At 68.4% G+C, this 21,609-nt stretch carries 21 protein-coding genes and 5 pseudogenes; 13 read left to right on the top strand and 13 right to left on the bottom strand.

Annotated elements, in window-relative coordinates:
• Positions 1-86: 86 nt before the first annotated feature.
• The 3 genes from ACWCQ6_RS17900 to ACWCQ6_RS17890 all read right to left on the bottom strand — a co-directional run bounded on the left by ACWCQ6_RS17900 (position 87) and on the right by ACWCQ6_RS17890 (position 1,779).
• Complete coding sequence (locus ACWCQ6_RS17900) at positions 87-857, bottom strand: IclR family transcriptional regulator (protein WP_451090173.1); 771 nt, start codon at positions 855-857, stop codon at positions 87-89.
• 243 nt (positions 858-1,100) lie between these two features.
• Positions 1,101-1,313 (bottom strand): DUF5326 family protein, encoded by a 213-nt coding sequence (locus ACWCQ6_RS17895; protein ID WP_451090257.1) that lies wholly within the window; start codon positions 1,311-1,313, stop codon positions 1,101-1,103.
• A 148-nt stretch (positions 1,314-1,461) separates the two neighbouring features.
• Positions 1,462-1,779, bottom strand: coding sequence for a cupin domain-containing protein (locus tag ACWCQ6_RS17890; RefSeq protein WP_189546434.1), 318 nt, complete (start codon positions 1,777-1,779; stop codon positions 1,462-1,464).
• 68 nt (positions 1,780-1,847) lie between these two features.
• Here ACWCQ6_RS17890 and ACWCQ6_RS17885 point away from each other — a divergent pair, with 68 nt between their 5' ends.
• The 4 genes and pseudogenes from ACWCQ6_RS17885 to ACWCQ6_RS17870 all read left to right on the top strand — a co-directional run bounded on the left by ACWCQ6_RS17885 (position 1,848) and on the right by ACWCQ6_RS17870 (position 4,403).
• Positions 1,848-2,225, top strand: coding sequence for a phage holin family protein (locus ACWCQ6_RS17885; protein WP_451090171.1), 378 nt, complete (start codon positions 1,848-1,850; stop codon positions 2,223-2,225).
• Positions 2,226-2,306: 81 nt separating this feature from the next.
• Entirely contained in the window at positions 2,307-3,449 is a 1,143-nt protein-coding gene (locus ACWCQ6_RS17880) for a cystathionine gamma-lyase (protein WP_451090169.1), read from the top strand.
• Positions 3,450-3,482: 33 nt separating this feature from the next.
• Positions 3,483-3,860, top strand: a pseudogene (locus tag ACWCQ6_RS17875) (LysR substrate-binding domain-containing protein); the annotation flags it as partial.
• A 63-nt stretch (positions 3,861-3,923) separates the two neighbouring features.
• On the top strand, positions 3,924-4,403 hold the full coding sequence (locus tag ACWCQ6_RS17870) for an NUDIX domain-containing protein (RefSeq protein ID WP_451090167.1): 480 nt from the start codon (positions 3,924-3,926) through the stop codon (positions 4,401-4,403).
• 36 nt (positions 4,404-4,439) lie between these two features.
• Here the strand turns inward: ACWCQ6_RS17870 and ACWCQ6_RS17865 are convergent, their stop codons facing one another.
• On the bottom strand, positions 4,440-5,642 hold the full coding sequence (locus ACWCQ6_RS17865) for a globin domain-containing protein (protein WP_451090165.1): 1,203 nt from the start codon (positions 5,640-5,642) through the stop codon (positions 4,440-4,442).
• 292 nt (positions 5,643-5,934) lie between these two features.
• Here ACWCQ6_RS17865 and ACWCQ6_RS17860 point away from each other — a divergent pair.
• Together ACWCQ6_RS17860 and ACWCQ6_RS17855 are read left to right on the top strand one after the other, a co-directional pair.
• Positions 5,935-6,462 (top strand): annotated as a pseudogene (locus ACWCQ6_RS17860) (DUF2269 domain-containing protein).
• Positions 6,463-6,467: 5 nt separating this feature from the next.
• Positions 6,468-7,334: a GNAT family N-acetyltransferase gene (locus tag ACWCQ6_RS17855; protein ID WP_451090163.1), complete on the top strand. Its 867-nt coding sequence runs from the start codon at positions 6,468-6,470 to the stop codon at positions 7,332-7,334.
• Positions 7,335-7,344: 10 nt separating this feature from the next.
• On the opposite strand, the pseudogene ACWCQ6_RS17850 reads toward ACWCQ6_RS17855, so the two are convergent.
• Positions 7,345-7,657: pseudogene (locus ACWCQ6_RS17850) on the bottom strand (GlcG/HbpS family heme-binding protein); the annotation flags it as partial.
• A gap of 215 nt (positions 7,658-7,872) precedes the next feature.
• Here ACWCQ6_RS17850 and ACWCQ6_RS17845 point away from each other — a divergent pair.
• Together ACWCQ6_RS17845 and ACWCQ6_RS17840 are read left to right on the top strand one after the other, a co-directional pair.
• Positions 7,873-8,325 carry an N-acetyltransferase family protein gene (locus ACWCQ6_RS17845; protein WP_451090161.1) on the top strand — a complete coding sequence of 151 codons (453 nt, stop codon included), beginning with the start codon at positions 7,873-7,875 and terminating at the stop codon, positions 8,323-8,325.
• A 31-nt stretch (positions 8,326-8,356) separates the two neighbouring features.
• Positions 8,357-9,501 (top strand): annotated as a pseudogene (locus tag ACWCQ6_RS17840) (winged helix DNA-binding domain-containing protein).
• 39 nt (positions 9,502-9,540) lie between these two features.
• Here ACWCQ6_RS17840 and ACWCQ6_RS17835 read toward each other — a convergent pair.
• Positions 9,541-10,923, bottom strand: a complete 1,383-nt coding sequence (locus tag ACWCQ6_RS17835) for a serine hydrolase domain-containing protein (RefSeq protein ID WP_451090159.1) — start codon at positions 10,921-10,923, stop codon at positions 9,541-9,543.
• A gap of 228 nt (positions 10,924-11,151) precedes the next feature.
• Here ACWCQ6_RS17835 and ACWCQ6_RS17830 point away from each other — a divergent pair, with 228 nt between their 5' ends.
• Entirely contained in the window at positions 11,152-11,877 is a 726-nt protein-coding gene (locus ACWCQ6_RS17830) for a dienelactone hydrolase family protein (protein WP_451090157.1), read from the top strand.
• A gap of 485 nt (positions 11,878-12,362) precedes the next feature.
• Here the strand turns inward: ACWCQ6_RS17830 and ACWCQ6_RS17825 are convergent, their stop codons facing one another.
• A complete protein-coding gene (locus ACWCQ6_RS17825; RefSeq protein WP_451090155.1) occupies positions 12,363-13,043 on the bottom strand; it encodes a TetR/AcrR family transcriptional regulator in 681 nt (226 codons plus the stop codon).
• Positions 13,044-13,108: 65 nt separating this feature from the next.
• On the opposite strand from ACWCQ6_RS17825, the gene ACWCQ6_RS17820 reads away from it, so the two are divergent.
• Positions 13,109-14,218, top strand: coding sequence for an FAD-dependent oxidoreductase (locus tag ACWCQ6_RS17820; RefSeq protein ID WP_451090153.1), 1,110 nt, complete (start codon positions 13,109-13,111; stop codon positions 14,216-14,218).
• 310 nt (positions 14,219-14,528) lie between these two features.
• Here ACWCQ6_RS17820 and ACWCQ6_RS17815 read toward each other — a convergent pair whose 3' ends face one another.
• On the bottom strand, positions 14,529-15,491 hold the full coding sequence (locus tag ACWCQ6_RS17815) for a phosphotransferase family protein (RefSeq protein WP_451090151.1): 963 nt from the start codon (positions 15,489-15,491) through the stop codon (positions 14,529-14,531).
• A gap of 208 nt (positions 15,492-15,699) precedes the next feature.
• The gene (dnaB, locus tag ACWCQ6_RS17810; RefSeq protein ID WP_451090255.1) at positions 15,700-17,160 is read right to left on the bottom strand and encodes a replicative DNA helicase; all 1,461 of its coding nucleotides are present in this window, start codon (positions 17,158-17,160) and stop codon (positions 15,700-15,702) included.
• A gap of 477 nt (positions 17,161-17,637) precedes the next feature.
• Here dnaB and ACWCQ6_RS17805 point away from each other — a divergent pair, with 477 nt between their 5' ends.
• Positions 17,638-18,975 (top strand): MATE family efflux transporter, encoded by a 1,338-nt coding sequence (locus tag ACWCQ6_RS17805; protein ID WP_451090149.1) that lies wholly within the window; start codon positions 17,638-17,640, stop codon positions 18,973-18,975.
• 183 nt (positions 18,976-19,158) lie between these two features.
• Here the strand turns inward: ACWCQ6_RS17805 and rplI are convergent, their stop codons facing one another.
• The 4 genes from rplI to rpsF all read right to left on the bottom strand — a co-directional run bounded on the left by rplI (position 19,159) and on the right by rpsF (position 20,859).
• On the bottom strand, positions 19,159-19,605 hold the full coding sequence (gene rplI, locus ACWCQ6_RS17800; protein ID WP_451090147.1) for a 50S ribosomal protein L9: 447 nt from the start codon (positions 19,603-19,605) through the stop codon (positions 19,159-19,161).
• An 18-nt stretch (positions 19,606-19,623) separates the two neighbouring features.
• Positions 19,624-19,860, bottom strand: coding sequence for a 30S ribosomal protein S18 (gene rpsR / locus ACWCQ6_RS17795; RefSeq protein ID WP_003967857.1), 237 nt, complete (start codon positions 19,858-19,860; stop codon positions 19,624-19,626).
• 43 nt (positions 19,861-19,903) lie between these two features.
• Complete coding sequence (locus tag ACWCQ6_RS17790) at positions 19,904-20,494, bottom strand: single-stranded DNA-binding protein (RefSeq protein ID WP_451090145.1); 591 nt, start codon at positions 20,492-20,494, stop codon at positions 19,904-19,906.
• Positions 20,495-20,568: 74 nt separating this feature from the next.
• Positions 20,569-20,859 (bottom strand): 30S ribosomal protein S6, encoded by a 291-nt coding sequence (gene rpsF / locus ACWCQ6_RS17785; RefSeq protein ID WP_072487610.1) that lies wholly within the window; start codon positions 20,857-20,859, stop codon positions 20,569-20,571.
• A gap of 278 nt (positions 20,860-21,137) precedes the next feature.
• Here rpsF and ACWCQ6_RS17780 point away from each other — a divergent pair, with 278 nt between their 5' ends.
• On the top strand, positions 21,138-21,452 hold the full coding sequence (locus ACWCQ6_RS17780) for a hypothetical protein (protein WP_451090143.1): 315 nt from the start codon (positions 21,138-21,140) through the stop codon (positions 21,450-21,452).
• 72 nt (positions 21,453-21,524) lie between these two features.
• A pseudogene (locus ACWCQ6_RS17775) lies at positions 21,525-21,609 on the top strand (DUF4442 domain-containing protein); the annotation flags it as partial.

The following is a 21,609-nucleotide window of genomic DNA, read 5'->3' as shown; positions in this document are numbered from 1 at the left end:
TAGATGAATCTGGCCAGGAATAATCCCCCATGGCCCTATTGACGCCATCGTGGTGCACGCGATAGCAGATCACAAGGAGTGATTTTTCAGATACTGATAGAGAACACGAACGAACGCAAGAGGGTGGCCACTTCGCCGCGTAGTTGTTCGACTGCGGGGAGCAACCGACTCTCGTGCTCCAAGGGTACGGAAATCGCCATCGCGGCGGCGGCGAATCCGGCGGTCATCGGGATGGCCGCGCAGACCGTGCCCAGGGCGTACTCCTGCCGCTCGATGACAGGTTCCATCCGCCCCAGAGACCGCAGTCGTTCGAGGAGTGCCGCGCGATCCTTCACCGAATAGCGGGTCAGCGGACGCACAGGGTGACGGTCCAGGTGGTCCTCGCGGGCCTTCTCGTCGAGCTGGCTCAGCAGGCACTGGCCGATCGCGTGGGCGTGCCCGGTCTCCCGGAAGGAGGCCCATTCGGCGACGGCGGGATTGGCGGGGGTGTCGGCGACCGCGACGAGTTCGATCTCGCCCTCGCGGTAGACGGCGCAGTACACCGGTGCCCCGATGGTGTCGCGCCAGCGGCCCAGCGACTCGACCATCCTGCTGCGGCGGTTCTGCAACGTCCCCTCGCCGACCAGGCGTTCCGCAGCGGTCCCCATGAGGAAGACGCCGTTCTCACGGCGTAGATAGCCTTCGTGCGTCAGGGTGCGCAACAGGTGATAGGCCGTCGGGAGAGGCAGGCCCGCCTCCCTGGCCAGTTGCTTCGCGGGCGCCCCGTCACGATGGGCGACCACGGCTTCCAGCAGCCTCAGCGCTCGCTGCACCGAACCGATCAGCGTCGGGGCCGCAGTGCTCGATGCCGTGGTCAACAGTCACCCCCAGGCATGGTGACGGGTGGTCAGCCCGCCTGTGGGGGCCGCCCCCACGGGCTGCCGCATGGCTGGGGTCCGGAGACCGAACGCCGTGCAAACCACTGGTCGTTGCGGTGACGGACTGTTAATTCCCAGGCACAGGCAGCGAACCGTCACTGTATCGGCCGGGTCCGCGAGGGGCGTGGTTTCGCCTTCCGCTTAGCTCAGCTGGGCTAACGCCCCGGCCGGTCTCCGATCGTCCTACCAGTCGCTGCGCGAGGCGGACGACGACAAGAACTTGCGCACGACGAAGATGAGCCCGCCGACCAGGATCACGAAAATCAAGACCTTGAAAAGCAGTCCGATCACGAACCCGATCACGCTGGCGATCAGACCGCCGAACACGACGATCGCGATGACCGGCACCGCGATCCACTTCACCCACCAGGGCATCCCAGCGAATATCTCCCGCACGGCCATCGTCCCTACCTCGTCTCCTTGAGTTCCTGCTTCGATGCTAGGGGCGCGGAGGGCGCCGCCGGGGGTTCCGCAGCCCTTGAAGTCCCCTGATCGACCCCTGAGGGACCCCTGAGACCGGACCCCCGCCCTCCGGCGGACCGGCTCAGCTCTCTGGTGGGGAGAAGACCACCATCACTCGCAGGTCCTCGGTGATGTGGTGGAACTTATGGGCGACACCCGCCGGTACGTACACCACGCTTCCTCTGCCCACCTGCGTGGTTTCCATGCCGACCGTGATCGAGGCGCGGCCGCTGACGACGAGGTAGACCTCGTCCTGGTTGTGCGGCTGCTGCGGGTCGAGCTCACCGGCGTTCAGCGCGTACAGGCCGACGGACATGTTGCGTTCCTTCACGAACTGCAGATATGCGCCGTCGTTGGCGGCCCGCTCCGCTTCCAGCTCGTCCAGTCTGAATGCCTTCATGGCCTGTGCGCCCCTTGCCTCTGCACCGCCGGTGTCCGCCACCGATCACGTCTGCCACGATCAGACACATGAAGAATTTCGTAGTCAAGACGATCGCCAACGCAGGTGCGCTGGCCGTGGCCATCTGGCTGATCCAGGACATCACGCTGTCCGGCGGCAGCACCGGCCGCAAAGCGCTCACGCTGATCCTGGTCGCCCTGCTCTTCGGCCTGGTGAACTTCGTGGTGAAGCCGGTCGTGAAGCTGCTGACCCTGCCGCTCTTCATCCTCACGCTCGGGCTGATCACGCTGGTGGTCAACGCGCTCATGCTGCTGCTGACCTCGTGGCTGGCCGGGCTGTTCGACCTGAGCTTCCACGTCGAGGGCTTCTGGACCGCCGTGCTCGGCGGCCTGATCATCTCGATCGTGTCGTGGGCGCTGAACGTGGCCCTGCCCGACGAGGACTGATCCGAGGCCTACTGATCCGAGGCCTGCTGAAACAGTGCAGGCAGGAACCGTGGCACGCCGGAGAGAGAAAGAGGGAGCCGTATGAGCACCATGGGTGACGGAACCCGGGCGGTACGCGCCGGACTGCCCGAACCGGAGCAGTTCGAGCCCACCCTGCCCGGCCCGGTCTTCGCCGCGCACTTCCATCTCTCCGGTGAACCGACCGGTCCGTACACCTACGGCCGGGACACCAATCCGACCTGGACCCATCTGGAACGCGCCATCGGCGCGCTGGAGGCACCGGGGGAGCCCGTCGAGACCACGGTCTTCGCCTCCGGAATGGCGGCGATCTCGGCCGTGCTGCTGTCCCAGGTACGCACCGGCGACGTGGTGGTCCTGCCCGACGACGGCTATCAGGCCCTGCCGCTGGTGCGGGAGCAGCTGGAGGCGTACGGGGTCGAGGTGCGGACCGCGCCGACCCGTGGCGATGCCCAGCTGGCGGTCCTCGAAGGCGCCAGGCTGCTGTGGATCGAGACCCCGTCCAATCCGGGACTCGACATCTGCGACATACGTCGGCTCGTCGAGGCGGCGCACTCGGCCGGCGCGCTGGTGGCCGTCGACAACACCCTCGCCACACCGCTCGGCCAGCGCCCGCTGGAGCTGGGGGCCGACTTCTCGGTGGCCAGTGACACCAAGGGCATGACCGGGCACGGGGACATCCTGCTCGGCCATGTGACCTGCCGCGATCCGGAGCTGACAGCGGGAGTGCGGCGCTGGCGCAAGGTGGTCGGTGCCATCCCGGGCCCCATGGAGGCCTGGCTCGCGCACCGCTCGCTGGCCACGCTGGAGCTGCGGATCGACCGGCAGTGCGCCACCGCCCTGACGCTGGCGGAGGCGCTGGTCAAGCGGCCCGAGGTGACCGGGCTGCGCTATCCCGGGCTGCCCACCGACCCTTCGTATCCGAACGCCGTACGGCAGATGCGGCGCTTCGGCTCCGTGGTGTCGTTCGTACTGCCCGACCGCGAACGGGCCGAGCGCTTCCTGACCGAGCTACGGCTGGTCGAAGACGCGACGAGCTTCGGCGGTGTGCGCTCCACCGCCGAGCGCCGGGCCCGCTGGGGCGGGGACGCCGTGCCCGAGGGCTTCATCCGTTTCTCGGTCGGCGCGGAGAACCCGGCGGACCTGGTGACGGATGTGGAACGCGCACTGGACGCGGCGCTGGGCCAGGGCGTATTTCGAAAGTAGCGTCGTCCGCCCGGAGGGCGGGGCCGGGGCGGGCGCCTCGTGCCGGGGGCCCTGCGGCACAAGGGGCCCGTGGTGCTGGACCAGCTGCCGGTCGTGGAAGTCCACGAGAGCCTGCCGCTCGTCTCCCGCTACTGGGCCTCGGTCTTCGAGAGCCGGCCCGCTGTAGCGGGGTCTGTCATCGTGCCGGACCTCCGGGCGGTCCTGGAGTGCGCTGCGGCGGGCGCCGGACTCGCCGTGCTGCCGCGCTATCTGTGCGAGAGAGCGCTGGAACGGGGCGAGGTCGTGGCGCTCCTGGACCCGCCTGTACCTCCTCTGCGCACATACTTCCTGGCCGTGCGGACCGGCACGCTCGCGCTGCCCCACATCGCGCGGGCGCACGAGTGGCTGCTGCGGACCGCCGCCGACTGGTGAGCGCAGGACGGCCCGGCGCCGGTCCGGTGTTTCAGAACCGGTTCCGCGGGCCACGCTCTTGCCATGACCGAACGTCCTGTGGTCAAGCGCACCGCACGCGCCATCCTGCTCGACGGCAACGACCTGATCCTCATCAAGCGCACCAAGCCCGGGGTGGATCCCTACTGGCTCACCCCCGGTGGCGGGGTCGAGCCCGAGGACGCGACCGTCGTCGACGCCCTGCACCGCGAGGTGGACGAGGAGCTCGGCGCCAAGATCACCGATGTGGTCCCCTGTTTCGTCGACACCGTGGAGCACATCGAGGGCGGCGGGGTGAAAGGCGTGAAGGTCCAGCACTTCTTCGTCTGCCGGCTGGAATCGATGGACCCGGCCCGGCGCCACGGCCCCGAGATCGACGATCCCTGCGGGGAGTACGACATCGTGCGGGTGCCGTTCAGCCGGATGGGGATCGCCGCCGTCCACCTCGTGCCGCTGTCGCTGCGGCACTACCTGGACGGCAACATTGAGGGCGTACGCGCGATGCACGCGCCCGACCTGGGCTGACCGCCGCCGCGCCGGGTGCGACGGCGGCCGCCGTGGTCAAGCGGGCCGCTCGTGGTCAGGCGGGGCCGTCGTGGTCAGGTCCTCGATGAAGTCGTGCCGGATGCGCTCGGCGGGCATGCCGGTGCCTCTGAGCGCGTCCACGCCACTGCGGATCATGCCGGGCGGACCCGAGAGGTAGGCGTCGTACTCGTGCCACGGGCCACGCTGCCGCACCGCCTCGGGCAGCAGCAGCCCCCTCATCAGTCCTCTTCCCGTCTCCGGACCGGTGGCGACCACCGGCCGCACCGCGAGCCAGGGAAAGGTGTTCTGGAGCCGCATCATCGTGTCGATGTCGTACAGGTCGTGATCGCTGCGTGCCCCGTAGAAGACCTCCATGGGACGCCGGTGGCCATGCTCCGCGACGTCCTCGACGAGCGCCTTGATGGGGGCGATACCGGTGCCCCCGCCCAGGCAGAGCAGACCGTTGTGGGTGGAGTGGTCGACCGTCATCGAGCCCGCGGGCGGGCCGAGGCGAATCAAGTCCCCGGGCCGGGCCCGGTGCACCAGGGCACTGGAGACCCAGCCGGCCGGGACCGCCTTGATGTGAAAGGTGAGCAGGCCGTCGTGACGGGGCGCAGAGGCGAAGGAATAGTGCCGCCAGACCCGGGGCCACCAGGGGGTCTCCACGGCCGTGTACTGACCTGCGAGGAAGGGATAGGGCTGGTCGGGACGGAGCGTGAGCACCGCTATGTCACGGGTCCTGAGGTCGTGGGACACCACCTCCGCGTGCCACAGGGCGGGGGCCCACTGCTCGTCCTCGGCGGCCGCGTCAATCATGATCTGCGATATCGCGGTGTAGGCGCGCACCCAGGCCGCCTCGGTCTCGCCACCCCAGGTGGTGGTCGCGTAGCGGCTCAGGGCGCCCATGAGCGCCTCCCCCACCGCGGGATAGTGCATGGGCAGCGTGCCGTACTTGCGGTGTCCCCGGCCCAGCTCGCCGAGGTACTCAGCCAGCGCACGCGGATCGTCCAGCCGGTCGGCCGCAGTGAGGATCGCGCGAAGGAGCCGGTCGCGCTGGACATCCATCGCGACCGGGAACAGATCACGCAGTTCGGGGTGGCGTATGAAGAGCAACGCGTAGAAGTACGAGGTCGCCTGGTCCGCGACGGGCGAAATCTCGGTCAGGGTGCGATGGATCAGATCCGCGTCGGCAGATCTGTGCGATCCGTCTTCGGCCCATCCGGTGGCCGGAGCATCCATACTGTGCCTCGCCTCGTACGTCTCGTGTTCGCCTTACGCACCGAAACGGCCCGCGGTTGCTTGTCCGCGGACGCGGTCGGGCCCTGCTGACGGTCGCCGGTCGGCCACTGCCCGCGGTCCCTCGGCCCAGCATGCCTTCAGGCACCCGTGAGCGCATCCGTACCCGCCGAGGGCGGCAACTCACCGTCCGGAGAGGAATACAGAGGAGAGCCTGCTGTACGCCGAGGCCGGTACGCGCGGTCACTCCCGTTCTCAGACGCCGGATCGCCTCGCTCCCGGCACCGTGTTTCACGTGAAACCACTCAAGCGCTCCGCCCGCCGCAGCCTTCTGGTGGCACATGTCGCGGTATCCGTCGGCCGGCTGGGACTGACCGTCGGACTGCTGGCCCTCACCATCACGGCGTTCTTCACCGCGGACCCCGCCATGGCACGGGCCGCCGCCCGTGCCATGAAAGTCTCCGGGGACTGGCTGATCGTGCCGGTCGCCCTGTTCTCGCTGTTCAGCGGTCTCGTTCTGGCCCTCGGTACGCCATGGGGGCCGGCCAGGCACCGATGGGTCTGGACGAAGTTCTGGCTCACTCTGATCACCACGGTGCTGTCCGTCTTCTCCCTGCGGCCCGGCATCGACGAAGCTGCGGCCCGGCACCGCCGATGTCGACCTGGCGATCGCTCCGCCGGTGGCAACGGCGACCTACCTCTTCATCACCGCGATACCGGCGCTGAAGCCCTGGGCCCCGGCCTGGCGGCGCGGCCACCGGCTGCGCCGCCAGGCCGGGCCGCTAAAGAAGTGGACGCGCGAACACAGCGTCGGACAGCCTGACCTCCATGCCCAGCTCACTGCCCCGCCCGACAGCCGAATTGCCCCTCCGGCGCCTCACCCAGAACGACCTGGTCGCCTGCGCCGATCTCTGCGAAGATCGCGGCTGGACACGCGATGAGCACCGGTGGGGCCTGCTCCTCGCCGCCGGAACCGGCTACGGCATGGACGATCCCGGGGGCACGGGGCTGATGGCCTGTTGCGTGGTGACCTCCTACGGTCCGCGGCTGGCCGCCATCGGCATGCTGCTCGTCGCGAAGCGTTACGCGCGGCAGGGGGTCGCTCGGCATCTGATGAACCAGGTGATCGCCGATTGCGGAGACACACCCCTCAGCCTCTACGCGACAGCCTCAGGGCAACCGCTGTACGAGCAGCTCGGCTTCTCGGTCGTGGGCCGCTCCCAGCGGGTCACCGGCTTTTTCCGGCCGGCCGGAGACAGATCCGCCGTGACCGTGCGCCCGGCCACGGCGGAGGATCTGCACGCCATGGTCCAGCTGGACTCGGACGTCTTCGGAACCGACCGGACCCATGTCCTCGCCCGGCTGCCCGTGTACGCCGACCACATCCGGGTTGCCCAGGACGGGAGACGACTCATCGGATACGCAGCGGCCTGGCCGAGCGACGGGGCGCATGTGGTCGGCCCGCTGATCGCGCGCGACACCGCCACGGCTCAGGCACTCGTCGCCTCTCTCGCGGAGGCGACCGACCGGCCCCTGCGCGCGGACATCGACGCGCGCCACACCGAACTGCTCGACTGGTTCGAGGAGTCCGGTCTGCGGCCCGGCTCCGTGACCACGGTGATGACCCACGGGGTCTCTGACCTGCCGGGCGACTGGACCCGTCGCTACGCACCACTGACCGTGGCGACAGGCTGATCGAGGAGAGCTACGCGGCCCGAGGAGTGCGTCGGACGAGAGCCTGCACGGCGGCCGACGCGAAACCGTGATGCTGGTCGGGGGCGCCTCCACCGACGCCGATGGCACCGATGAGCCGGCCGTCGCGGTGGACGGGAACACCCCCGGCGATGAAGAGCAACGACCGGTCGAGGGCGGTGGGCAGTGCGCGGAAGAGCCCGCCGGGCTGGACGGCGTCGACGAGGTCGGCCGTGGGGGCGTTGAGCTGGAGAGCTGTGTACGCCTTACGGGTGCTGGTCTCGCCGGCAACGAGGACGGCCCGGTCGTCCCCGCCGGAAGGCCAGGCGCCCTGCTCGCCCAGGCCCGGACGGCCAATGACAGCGCGCTGCGCGCGACGTTGGCAAGGCCGCGAAGTCGCCCGAACTGGCACCGCTGGTCAGGGCGGTCGGGGAACTGAAGGCCCCTGTGCAGGTCGTCTGAGTCGCTCCGTGGTCGCGAGGGGCCCGCGAGGCCGGGCAAATTCCCGCGCCGCCCGGATGATCTGCGTACCCTGCCGATCATGAGCGATCTGGAAATACGGGCGGCTGCCCTCGACGACATCCCCGCGATCGTGGCCATGCTCGCCGACGATCCGCTGGGTGCACAGCGTGAGTCGCCGGACGACCTCGCCCCGTACCACGCCGCGTTCCGGCGGCTGGTGGACGACTCGAACCAGCATCTGGTCGTCGCGGTGCGTGAGGGCCGCGTTGTCGGAACCCTGCAGCTGACCGTGATTCCCGGTCTTTCCCGGCGCGGCTCGACCCGCTCGGTCATCGAGGGGGTACGCATCCATACCGATGAACGCGGCAGCGGCCTCGGCACCCTGCTGATCGAGTGGGCCGTGAACGAATCCCGGCGCCAGGAGTGCCAGTTGGTGCAACTGACGTCCGATGCGACCCGGACCGACGCCCATCGCTTCTACGAGCGGCTCGGATTCACCGCCAGCCATGTGGGCTTCAAGCTCGCACTCTGATCGCACTTCGGAATCCGGAAGAGGGACGTCCATGCACCGCATCAGTGACGAGCAGCGCAGGATCAGGCTCGGCCGTCGCCATCTCCTGGCCCCGTTCCTGCGAGCCGCTTCCCCGGTCTCCGTTGCCGATGCGGTCGTAGCGCTGCACGCAACAGATGCCGCCACCGTCTTCCTCTCCACCTGTGCCCGGCTGTCCGAGGCGGGCGTCGTCCCGGTGGAGCAGGCACTCTACGGGGACGTCTCACTGGTCCGGCAGCTCTCCATGCGGAACACCCTCTTCGTTGTATCGCGGGAACTCGCCCCCTGCATCGACGCGTCGAACGCCCGGGCTGTGGCTGCCAAGGAACGCCGGACCTTCCTCAAGCACCTCGCGGACGACGGCAACGGCCTGGACGAGCGCTGGCTCGCCGATGCCGAACAGCAGACCCTGGCCGCTCTATCCGACCGCGGCACCGCCACCGGCACCGAACTCTCCGCCGCCGTGGCCGCTCTGCGTACGAAGATCACCGTCTTCCCCGGCAAGAAGGCCGAGGGCGTACAGGGCGTCGCCTCCCGTGTCATCCGGATCCTGGCGGCCGAAGGCCGTATCCGCCGGGACCGGCCGCGCGGTTCCTGGACCTCCAGCCAGTTCCGCTGGACAGCCTCCAAGCCCTGGCCGTACGACGACCCCGCGCAGGCACGGGCCGAGCTGACCCGGCGATGGCTCCGCTCCTACGGCCCGGCGACCGAGGCCGATCTCAAGTGGTGGACGGGCTGGGGGTTGGGACAGGCCCGCAAGGCGCTGGCAGCCGTCGGAGCCGAGGAGGTCCGGCTGGACAACGGAACCGTGGGACGGGTGCTGCCGCAGGACATGGAGCCGGAACCGGCCCCAGAACCCTGGGCCGCACTGCTTCCAGGGGATGGGCCGATCGCGGGTTCCACCTGCCGACCGGGCACCGGGAGGCTCTCTTCGACCGGTCCGGCAACATCGGCCCGACCGTGTGGTGGAACGGTCGGATCGTGGGCGGCTGGGCCCAGCGAGCCGACGGTGAGCCGGTCTGGCGGCTGTTGTCCGACATCGGCCGGGACGCTTCCGCCGCGATCGAAGCGGAAGCGTCCCGGTTCTCGCAATGGGTGGGTCCGGCACGGGTCACTCCGCGCTTCCGTACCCCACTGGAACGGGAGTTGACAGCCTGAACCGGCCCACCCCCTCCCGTTTCACGTGAAACGTAACGCTCAGGCTCCCAAGCCCCGCCATCCGCCTTCGTCCACACCGCCGGGAACGGCCGCGGCCGGGTCGTAGGGCTCTCGCGTGAAGACGAACGAACCCAGATCGAGATGGTTCACGCTGCCGTCGCTGTTCCGGACCACACGCAGCGTCTCCCCCGCGTAGTAGCCGTCAAGACCGATCCAAGTGCCGTCGGGCTGTGCGGTGAACCGGGCGCCGCGGCCGGCACCCTGCAGGGGCGCGAGCTCCAGCCCACCGTCCGAGGCCATCCGCAGGACGTGCGGGCGCGTACCCCAGTACCAGGGACCGGTCAGCGCGAGAAGCTCGGCATCCACCTCCGGCAGCGGGCGCCAGGGCTCGGGGATGCGGGGCTCGGAATCGGCCACGATGCTCACGAGGTCGGCGGCCAGGCCACCGATCATCAGCCCCGACGTCGTGTTGGTGAGCGCGACGGCCGCCACGTCGTCCTCGACGCTGATCCACAGGGCGGCCAGGAATCCGGGCAGCGAGCCCGTATGTCCGATGAGCGTGCGGCCTCCGATGTCCACCACCTGAAGGCCCAGGCCGTAAGCGAAGTTCCAGTCGCCGTGCTCGGTCGGTGCGGAAGGCCCGCGCATCTGCGCCACGGAGTCGGCGCAGAGCACCTGGTCGTCCCCCTCGGCCAGGAGCATCGCCAAGCGCAGAAGGTCGTCGACGGTGGACCAGAGCTGGCCTGCCGGGGCCATCAGCCCGAGATCCTCGGCCGGCTCGGGCAGCATGACATCGGCCCAGGGATGCACGGCCCAGCCACCAGCGTGCGGCGCCTGCGGGTGAAGGCTCGTGCGGTGCATGCCGAGCGGTTCCAGGATCTCGCGTCGCAACACCTCTCCCCAGCTCGCCCCGCGCACCTTCTCGACCAGGGCGCCCAGCAGCGTGTAGCCGGGGTTCGAGTAGTGGTGACGGTGCCCGGGACTGTGCATCCGCGTCTGTTCGCCGAGCACATCGGCCAGCTCGGGCCGCAGCGTGCCCGGGGTCCGCTCCCACCAGGGTCCGGGCGACTCGGCACCAAGTCCCGCGCTGTGTCCCAGCAGTTGGTGGATGGTCACATCACCGACGCCGGTGCCGGCCAGATGCTTTTCCAGCGGATCGTCCAGGTCGATAAGGCCCTCGTCACGCAGGCGCAGGACCAGCACCGCGGTGAAGGTCTTGGTGAGGGAACCGATCCTGAACTGTGTGTCGTTGTCGGGAGCATGGCCGTCCACGCAACTACGGGATCCGCTCCAGACTGTCCGCCCCTGCCGCTGTACCGCGGCGACGACCGAGGGCGCACGGCCTTCCGACTGCGCGGTGGCGATGCGGTGCAGCAGAGCACGCTGCGTCCCCGGGAGCAACTGTTCGGATGTGAAGGTCATGCTCAAACAACTACCCGCAGAACCAAGCGGTGGCGAGTGCATTTCACCGCCCCCGGTCCCGGCCCGAAGTCCTGCAACGGGTTTCGGCCCGGTTCACATCGATGCCGATGTGCTCCGCCAGAACCAGAGCCTTCCGCAGTGCCCACCCACAGACCCACGCCCACGCTCTGTTCTGCCGATGGTGAAGACCGGCCCGACCGGGCTCGGCCATCACTACGGTCCGGTCTCATGACGACGATCACCACACGCACGATCGAATACCCGGCCGACGGCCTGACGATGGTCGGGCATCTCGCGCTCCCCACCGGTGCCGACCGCCGGCCCGCAGTCCTGATCGGGCCCGAGGGGCCCGGCCTGAACGACTTCCAGCGTCTCCGGGCCGACGCCCTCGCTGAACTGGGATACGTGGCGCTGGCCTTCGACATCAACGGTGGGCGCTGGTTCACCGACCCGCAGGAGATGCTGGCGCACGTGACCCCGCTGCTCGCCGATCCCGACCGGATGCGGGGTATCGGCCATGCGGCACTCGATGTGCTGCGTGCCGAACCGCGGACCGACCCCGACCGGATCGCCGCCATCGGCTACGGCACCGGGGGAGCGATCGCGCTGGAACTCGGGCGCGACGGCGTCGGCCTGCGGGCGATCGGGACGGTCAACGCACTGACCACGGGCCGACCGGGCGAAGCGGCGCGCATCCGTTGCCCCGTGTGGGCGGGGGTCGGATCGGAGGACCCGATCATGCCCGCTGAGCAACGGGACGCCTTCGCCGCCGAGATGCAGGCCGCGGGCGTCGACTGGCGCCTCGTGGTCTACGGCGGAGCCCAGCACGCCTTCCACCACCCGCCGGTCGACCAGACCGTGCTCCCCGGCGTCGGCTACCACCCGCAGCACGCGCAGCGGGCCTGGCACGACATCGTCGGCCTGCTCGCCGAGTGCCTGCCCGTCACGGAGTGAGCCGGAGCCTCAGGACTGCCGTCGTCACGGCCGCTTGTAGGTTCTCAGGCTCCGTGTCATACGCCGGTGACTGTGACCTGCGGTTCAGGCCGGCATCTCACGCCGTGTCCGCCGTGGGCCGTCTCAACCTCCCTGTCATCTCTCCAGCTCTGCTGTTCGATGCAAGGCTGACCTGCGACATGACATCGACCTGAGACTGCGGCGGAGATGACACAGGATTTGAGACCCCACAAAAGCTGCAGGGTCTCAAATCCCGTGACATGTTGATCGAGTAGAGCATCACCGCGTCGTCGGCGTCGCTGTCGGCCTCGGCGTCGGGGTCTCAGCCGACCAGCGAATCCCCGGGTTGTCTCACGGGATGTAATGCGGCCTGAGTCTCACTTCCACGGCACTTCATCAATTTCCGCGCGCTTTGGTGAGGCTGCGTCATCTCAACACGTCAGCGCCGACCTGGTGCTATGGCCGGTCCGGCCCTTCGGCACACGTCATCTCGAGATGCGGGCTTCGATGCCGTCGAGCAGGAAGTCGAGGCCGATCCGGAAGGTGTGGTCGGCGTCCAGGTGGGCGGCATCGCGCACCACCGTGGCCAGCGCGGGGAATCGGCCAGTGGCGAAGGTTCGCTCCATATAGGGTCCGAGTGAGGCCTGCCAACGCTTCTCGTCCATCCCGGTGGCCCGCTCGGCACGCCGCTCGGCGATCTCCCGACGCACCGCGCCGATCACGTACGCGTTGACTGCGGCGACCACCGGCATGATGGCGTCCACGTCGATGTCGCCCAGTGCGGCCACCACGGTCTCCCCACTGGCCAGCGCGTGCGGCCCGAGCTGGGGCCGGCCACCCAGTAGATCGGCGAGCCATTCGTGCTCGTGAGCGGCGTGCCGAGTGGCTTCGGCAAGAGACCGGAGCACCTCCCGCCAGCCGTCTCCGACCGGCCGGATCTCGGCGTGGGCGGCGTCGACCATCAGGTCGAGCAACTCCTCCTTGCTGGCGATGTAGCCGTACAGCCGCATCGGACGGACGTCCAGTGCGGTGGCGACCTTGCGCAGCGACACCGCGTCCAGGCCGTCCGCGTCGGCCAGCTGGACCGCCGCTCGCACGATCCGTTCCCGGCTCAACGGGGCCGGCACGGGTCGATTCGGCGGCTCCGGCCGCTCCCACACCAACATGCCGCTGACAATACACCGCAGCGATACAGTGTATCGACACGTACGGTGTATCGAGAGAGGCAACCATGACCATCGCCATTGTCGGAGCCGGCTTGGGCGGCTTGGCCCTTGCCCGGGTACTGCACGTGAACGGCATCGACGCCGTCGTGTATGAACGCGAATCGTCACGCGGTGCGCGCGGCCAGGGCGGCATGCTCGACATCCACTCCGGCCAGCGGGCGCTGCGCGAGGCCGGTCTGATCGACCACTTCTACGCGATTGCCCGTGGTGAAGGCCAGGACATGCGTCTTCTCGAGCCGGATGGCACCCTGCTGCTCCAGGAGGACACGCCCGACGACGCCCCGCTTGAGCGACCCGAGGTCGACCGCGCCGATCTGCGCAACCTGCTGCTGGATTCCCTCCCCGAAGACGTGGTGCGCTGGGGGCACGCGTTCAGATCCGCCGACAACGGCCTGCTGTACTTTGCCGACGGCAGCAGTGCGACGTATGACCTGCTGGTCGGCGCGGACGGCGCGCAATCCCGGGTCCGCGCGCTGCTCACCGATGCCCGCCCGGCGCATATCGGCCAGAACGTCGTCGAGGTCGGCATTCCCGACATCGACCGCACGCACCCCGACCTCGCGGCGATGGTCGGGCGCGGCAACTACTGGGTGCTCGGCAACGGACTGTCCCTGGCGGCGCAGCGCAACGGCGACGGCCGCGTTCGCATCGGCCTCAGCTTCTACAACACTTCTGAGGACTGGTTCGCTACCAGCGGGATCCCGTTCGACGACCCGGCCGCCGCCCGGGCACGACTGATCGACCTGCTCCCCGGCTGGGACTCACGGTTCACCGCGCTGATCGCGGCCTGCGACGACACGGTCGTGCCACGGTCCATCAGCACTCTCCCGGTCGGCCTGACCTGGCCGTCGATGCCAGACGTCACACTGCTCGGCGATGCCGCGCACCTGATGCCGCCGGTGGGAGAGGGCGCCAACATGGCGCTGCTCGACGGCGCGCTGCTCGGTCTCGCTCTGGCCGCGCACCCGGACGACTTTCCCGCCGCCATCAAAGAATACGAACGCGAGATGTTCGAACGCACCAGCGCTGCCGCCCGGATGTCCGCGGACATACAGGAATTGCTGATGTCGCCGGACGCCGCCCAGAAAATGCTCGCATTCTTCCAGCCTGACTGAAGGTAACCAAATACGATCAGGAAACCGGTCATCCAGCGACGCGATCACGAACTCCAGCGCGATCTCCACCCATCAGCCATCGGCCCTGTCGAAGGGACGCGCCTCGGCAGGGCCGCCGCCACGGAGCCGGCTTCCCCGTGTCGGCGGAAGTCGGCGACCCACCGTCGAACCGTGCGATCAGTCACCCCGGGTTCCGCAGCCCCCGCCGCGGATCGTGGCATGTGCCCGAGATTCCCCAAGGTCTGCTCGATTCCCCACCCGGTTGAGCGGTGATCGATGAGGTCGGGGCGGCACCCCGGACCGCCTTGGCTCAGCCCAGCGTGTCCATCAGGGCGGTGACGTAGGCATCCAGCCGCTCCTCCACAGCTCGCGTCGTCAGCTCTGTCCTCCCTGCCTCCCGCCATGGCTGCGCCACCGACTGCACTTCTTCTGAGCACGCCAGCCCGTCCCGCACCCGCCAGTACAGCCGCTCGCTCGCGGTCGCGGCCAGCACCCCGCCGGCCTCCTCGTACGCCTCGGCGAACCGCAGCCCCCACGCCGGGCCGTGCAGCAGCGCGAGATTGGTGGAGCAGTGCGCCACATCGAGATCCGCCGGGCCCCAGGAAGCCGCTGCCCAGTCGACGACGCCGGTGATCCGGGCACCTGCCGGCCTTGGGTGCGGCACGTCGAACAGCACGTTGCCGGGTTGGAAGTCCCGGTGCAGGAATCGCCCTTCATAGGGCGGCGCGGGCTTGCGGATCACGTCGATCGCCGCAGCCCATGCCGCCACGTCGGCGCCCTTCGGGATCACGACGGTGTCGGCGGTCGTCAACGCCACATACTCCGGGGGCCGCTCGGCGGGTCGCAGCCCGTGGATCGCCACGAGTTGACGGGCCAGCAGAGGAACGCGCATCTCCAACCCCTCATCGTCGAGGACCGTCCGGCCCGCCAGATGTGTCATAAGGAGCGATGGATACTCGCAATGCGCAGCGGTCGGATCAACCGCGACCAGTCCAGGAGCCGGCACGCCGGTCCCCGTGAGCAGGGTCAGAGCGCCGGCCTCCCTGTTCAGCCACTCCTCGGCGTGCTCCACGTAGAACGGGTCGACGAAACTCCGCAGCACCAGGTGACGAGTGCCTCCGCCCCGCGTGCCAATGGTCAGCCTCCGCATTTCGGCAGTGATGCCGCCGTGCAGTGTCTCGGTTCTGACGATCAGTTCGCCGATCTCCAGGTGCTGGCTCACCCAAGCCAGTGTCAACGGTCGAACAGCTGCCGCGTCATCATGGTTGATCACCGTGCCACCTCATCGTCCGGACGGCGATACGCGCGAAAGGCATCCGGAAGATGGCGTCCTGATCGCCGAGCTGCTTGTGTCGGGAGAGTTCGAAGGGGCCGCGTGACGGCAGTGGCCAGGGTTTCTCGATCCCGTGTCGGATCGACCGGTCAGACGACATCGCGACTGAGAAAATGACACGGGATCTGAGAACCGACAAACGCTGTCGTCAGGTCTGCGCCATGTCGACGAAGCGCGAGTAGTGGCCCTGGAAGGCCACCGTGATCGTCGCCGTCGGACCGTTACGGTGCTTGGCCACGATCAAGTCGGCCTCGCCGGCGCGGGGGGACTCCTTCTCGTACGCGTCCTCGCGATGCAGCAGGATCACCATGTCGGCGTCCTGCTCGATGGATCCCGATTCACGCAGGTCGGAGACCATCGGCTTCTTGTCCGTGCGCTGCTCGGGGCCACGGTTCAGCTGGGAGAGCGCGATGACCGGGAGCTGAAGCTCCTTCGCCAGCAGCTTGAGGTTTCGGGACATGTCCGAGACCTCCTGCTGGCGGCTCTCGGCGCGCTTCGAGCCGCCGGACTGCATCAGCTGGAGGTAGTCGATGACCACGAGCTTGAGGTCGTTGCGCTGCTTGAGACGGCGGCACTTTGCCCGGATCTCCATCATGGAGAGGTTCGGGGAGTCGTCGATGTAGAGCGGGGCGGCCGAGACATCCGGCATCCGGCGGGCCAGTCGCGTCCAGTCCTCGTCGGTCATGGTGCCGGAGCGCATGTGGTGCAGCGCCACCCGCGCCTCGGCAGAGAGCAGACGCATCGCGATCTCGTTGCGCCCCATTTCGAGGGAGAAGATCACGCTGGGCAGGTTGCTCTTGATCGAACAGGCTCGGGCGAAGTCGAGGGCCAGCGTGGACTTACCCATGGCGGGGCGGGCAGCGATGACGACCATCTGGCCCGGGTGCAGGCCGTTCGTCAGAGCGTCGAGGTCGGTGAAGCCGGTCGGAACCCCGGTCATCTCGCCGCTGCGCGAACCGATCGCCTCGATCTCGTCGAGTGCGCCCTCCATGATGTCGCCGAGCGGCAGGTAGTCCTCGCTGGTGCGCTGCTCGGTGACGGCGTAGATCTCGGCCTGCGCGGAGTTCACGATGTCGTCGACATCGCCGTCGGCCGCGTATCCCATCTGCGTGATCTTCGTGCCGGCTTCGACGAGCCGCCTCAGGACCGCCCGCTCGTGAACGATCTCCGCGTAGTACGAAGCGTTGGCCGCGGTCGGCACGGACTGGACGAGGGTGTGCAGATATGGTGCCCCGCCCACCTTGGTGATCTCGCCGCGCTTGACCAGTTCGGCCGCCACCGTGATCGGGTCGGCCGGCTCGCCCTTGGCATAGAGGTCGAGGATCGCCTGGTAGACGGTCTCGTGAGCGGGACGGTAGAAGTCGTGGCCCTTGAGGACCTCCACGACCTCGGCGATGGCGTCCTTGGACAGGAGCATGCCCCCGAGTACCGACTGCTCGGCGTCGAGGTCCTGGGGCGGCACCCGCTCGAAACCGGGAGAGCCGCCGTCCCATCCGCCGCTCTCCCTGCCGCGCTCGTGCTGCTCACCGCGGTCCCGGCCTTCACCACGACGCTGCCGGGAGACGGGCAGACGGTCACTGGGACCGGCCTCGGCCCAGGGGTCGTCCAAAGGCTCGGGAATGCTCACCGGGCCGCCTCCTCCCGTCCGCTCCGCGGACCTCGCCATGCCACTCTTTCTTACGGCACAGCACCGACAAACAAGACGCCCGACTCCGGTTCCGGCGCATCGAGTTCTGCATGGTTCCAAGACGGGAACGGGGTGCGGGCGCCGGTCCACGGTAGGCCGCTCGGCACCGTCAGCCAATCTGGTTATCCACAGGGCATGTGGACGACCGACCAGATGCTGTGGAGAACTCCGCAGAACCTGTGCACGGAGCGGGGGACAGCACTGTGGACAAACTCATAGGGTCCACACCATCACCGCGCTGACCTGGCCTTTCCCCATCCACGGGCTGTGGGGGAGAAAAACTTTCCACCTCGGCTCAAGATCACGACAAACGGCACGCGGGAGAACCCCGGACACCAGCAAATGTAAGGACTACTCAGCCATTGCATCCATTACCTGTGGAAGATTAGATTGACCCTCATGATCCAGGCCCCGGCACCACCGCCTACCAGTCGCCGACAGCACGACCGCGAGATCATCTCGCTCGCCGTCCCCGCCTTCGGCGCACTCGTCGCCGAGCCGCTCTTCGTCATGGTCGACAGCGCCATCGTCGGCCATCTCGGCACCCCGCAGCTGGCCGGCCTGGCCGTCGCCGCCGCCCTGCTGACCACCGCCGTCAGCATCTTCGTCTTCCTCGCGTACGCCACCACCGCGGCGGTGGCACGACGGGTCGGGGCGGGCGATCTGACCTCTGCGATCCGACAGGGCATGGACGGCATCTGGCTGGCGCTCCTGCTGGGCCTCGTCGTCATCGCCGTCACCCTTCCCACGGCCCCCTGGCTGGTGGACGTCTTCGGGGCCTCCGACACGGCGGCCCCCTACGCGATCACGTATCTGAGGATCTCCAGCCTCGGCATCCCGGCCATGCTCGTGGTGATGGCCGCGACCGGTGTCCTCCGCGGCCTGCAGGACACCAGGACTCCGCTGTACGTCGCCGTCGGAGGCTTCGCGGCCAACGGAGCCCTCAACGCCGGACTGGTCTACGGTGCCGGTCTCGGCATCGCCGGATCGGCGTGGGGCACCGTGATCGCACAGGTCTCGATGGCCGCCGCCTATCTGATCGTGGTGGTACGAGGGGCGCGACGGCACGGCGCCTCGCTGCGCCCCGATGCCGCGGGTATCAGGGCCGGTGCTCAGGCAGGCGTTCCACTGCTGGTCCGTACGCTTTCGTTGCGCGCCGTCCTGCTGATCGCCACGGCCGTCGCCGCCCGCCTCGGCGACACCGAGATCGCCGCGCACCAGATCATCCTGTCTCTCTGGAGCCTGACGGCCTTCGCCCTCGATGCCATCGCCATCGCCGGCCAGGCGATCATCGGCCGCTACCTGGGAGCCGATGACGCCAAGGGCGCACGCGAGGCATGCCGCCGCATGGTGCAGTGGGGCATCGTTTCCGGGGTGGTTTTCGGGGCACTGATCGTCCTCGCCCGTCCGCTGTTCGTGCCCCTGTTCACCAGCGACCGGTCCGTGCAGGACGCCCTTCTCCCTGCGCTGCTGGTGGTCGCACTGTCCCAGCCGATCGCCGGCGTGGTCTTCGTCCTGGACGGGGTGCTGATGGGCGCCGGGGACGGCCCGTACCTCGCCTGGGCCATGCTCGTCACGCTCGCGGTCTTCGCCCCGGTCGCGCTGCTGGTGCCGGTGATCGGTGGCGGCCTGACAGCGCTGTGGTGGGCAATGACCCTGATGATGGCCGTCCGCCTGGTGACGCTCTGGCTGCGCACTCGCTCCGGCAGGTGGATCGTCACCGGCGCCACGCGCTGAGTCACCGGCCGTGGCCCGTTTCACGGCCGTGGGCCCGTTTCACGTGAAACCGTGAAACGGGGTAGGCGCGGCAACGAGGCAACGGGAAGGCCACGAAACCCGGCCGGGACCGCGCGGCCAGAAACGTCGAAGGGCCGCACCCCGCGGGGTGCGGCCCTTCGACTGCTCAGGTGAGCTGTGCCCTTAGGCAGCAACGACCTCGATGCCGAGGTTCGCAGCGACCTCGGGGTGCAGACGCACGGAAACCTGGTGTCCGCCGAGCGTCTTGATCGGCGAGCCGAGCTCGACGCGACGCTTGTCGACGTCGGGGCCACCGGCGGCCTTGATCGCCGAGGCGATGTCGGCCGGGGTCACGGAGCCGAAGAGACGGCCGGCGTCGCCGGAACGAACGGCCAGACGGACCTTCACAGCCTCGAGCTTGGCCTTGATCTCGTTGGCCTGCTCGATCGTGGCGATCTCGTGGATCTTGCGGGCGCGGCGGATCTGCGCCACGTCCTTCTCGCCACCCTTGGTCCAGCGGATGGCAAAGCCACGCGGAACCAGGTAGTTACGGGCGTACCCGTCCTTGACGTCGACGACGTCGCCCGCAGCACCGAGGCCGGAGACCTCGTGGGTGAGGATGATCTTCATGATTCGGTCACCCTTCCCTTATCGCGCGGTGGACGTGTAGGGCAGCAGCGCCATCTCACGGCTGTTCTTGACTGCCGTGGCGACATCACGCTGGTGCTGCGTGCAGTTGCCGGTCACGCGGCGGGCACGGATCTTGCCGCGGTCGGAAATGAACTTCCGCAGCATGTTCGTGTCCTTGTAGTCCACGTACTGGGTCTTGTCCTTGCAGAACGCGCAGACCTTCTTCTTAGGCTTGCGCACAGGCGGCTTCGCCATGGTGTTTCTCCTGTGTGATCAAGAAGTGGGGGTACGAGCTGCCCTAGAAGGGGGGCTCGTCCGAGTAGCCGCCGCCGGAGCCGCCGGAGCTTCCGCCCCAGCCGCCTCCGCCGCCCTGCTGACCCCCGCCCTGCTGACCGCCGGACGGCGCACTCGTGGCCCACGGGTCGTCGGCGGGAGCGCCGCCACCACCCTGCTGGCCACCACCGGGACCGCCGCCCCAGTTGCCGCCGCCCTGCTGGCCGCCGTATCCACCCTGGCCACCACGACCGGTGGTCTTGGTGACCTTGGCCGTGGCGTTCTTCAGGCTGGGGCCGACTTCCTCGACATCCAGCTCGTAGACCGTGCGCTTGACGCCCTCGCGGTCTTCGTACGACCGCTGCTTCAGCCGGCCCTGCACGACAACGCGCATGCCTCGCTGGAGCGACTCGGCGACGTTCTCCGCCGCCTGCCGCCAGACCGAGCAGGTGAGGAACAGGCCTTCGCCGTCCTTCCACTCATTGGTCTGCCGGTCGAAGATGCGGGGAGTGGACGCGACACGGAACTTCGCGACCGCCGCACCGGACGGGGTGAAGCGCAGCTCGGGGTCGTCGACGAGATTGCCGACGACCGTGATGACGGTCTCGCCTGCCATGGATGAACCTCTCGGCGGGGATTGCTTCTGGCTGCTTGCTGCTACTCGAACCCGATGACCACTGAGCTAGATGCTCAGTGGGACTCGGGACGGAGGACCTTGGTCCGGAGGACCGACTCGTTCAGGTTCATCTGGCGGTCGAGCTCCTTGACGACCGCAGGCTCGGCCTGCAGGTCGATGACCGAGTAGATGCCCTCGGGCTTCTTCTTGATCTCGTAAGCGAGACGACGACGGCCCCAGGTGTCGACCTTCTCGACCTTTCCGTTGCCCTCACGGACGACGGAGAGGAAGTTCTCGATCAGCGGGGAGACAGCGCGCTCCTCGAGATCGGGGTCGAGGATGACCATCACCTCGTAGTGACGCATGTGGAACCCACCTCCTTTGGACTCAGCGGCCACGGTCGTTCCGTGGCAGGAGGGTCGTGATGCGTGAGCAACAGTGTCTTCCGAGTAGAACAGCCGCCACTGACAACACCCTCCACAGGGAGGGGGCCGACGCGCTGGCCTGGGCAGACACCGGTGCAGACCGTACAGAGTACCCGCACACCGGCTTCCGGTTGAAATCCGGTGCCCATAAGACGCAATCTGGACACAACGGGCGTGACCGACGCCACTGTGCGCTTCATTCGGCCAGGAGGTACTCCATGGCACAGGCAATACGACCCCGTCCCCGTGTCTCCCTTCTCGCCACGGACGGCAAGCCCCATCCCCGCCAGCAGGTCCTGGTGGCGGTGACGCTGGTCCTCGGTGCGCTCGCCTTCGTGACAGCGATGTTCCACAACCTGCATCTGATCAGCTCGTGGGCCGGACTCATCGGGATCCTGGCGGGTGCGTACGGGCAGTACATCTCGGTGACCACGCGTGAACGGTTCCCGCTGATCGTGGGCATGGGCGCAGCCGCCATCGGCTTCTTCCTGGGCATGGCCCACGGCGGCCTCTTCGGTGGCGTGGTGGGCTGACGCACGGCGGACAGCAGATGGTCCACGTCCGGTAGCAGGACGGAGGAAACGGCGCGAGGCCCCTGCAGGGGCCTCACCGTCGAGTACAAAGTGAATCTTCTCGCACCCGCCGCCGGCGACCACATCGAAGCGATCGGGACCGTCCTGAAGTCCGGAC

This window comes from Streptomyces sp. NPDC001880 (assembly GCF_053594575.1).
Note: the sequence above shows the minus strand (reverse complement) of the source record. Positions and strands in the feature narration are given on the sequence as shown.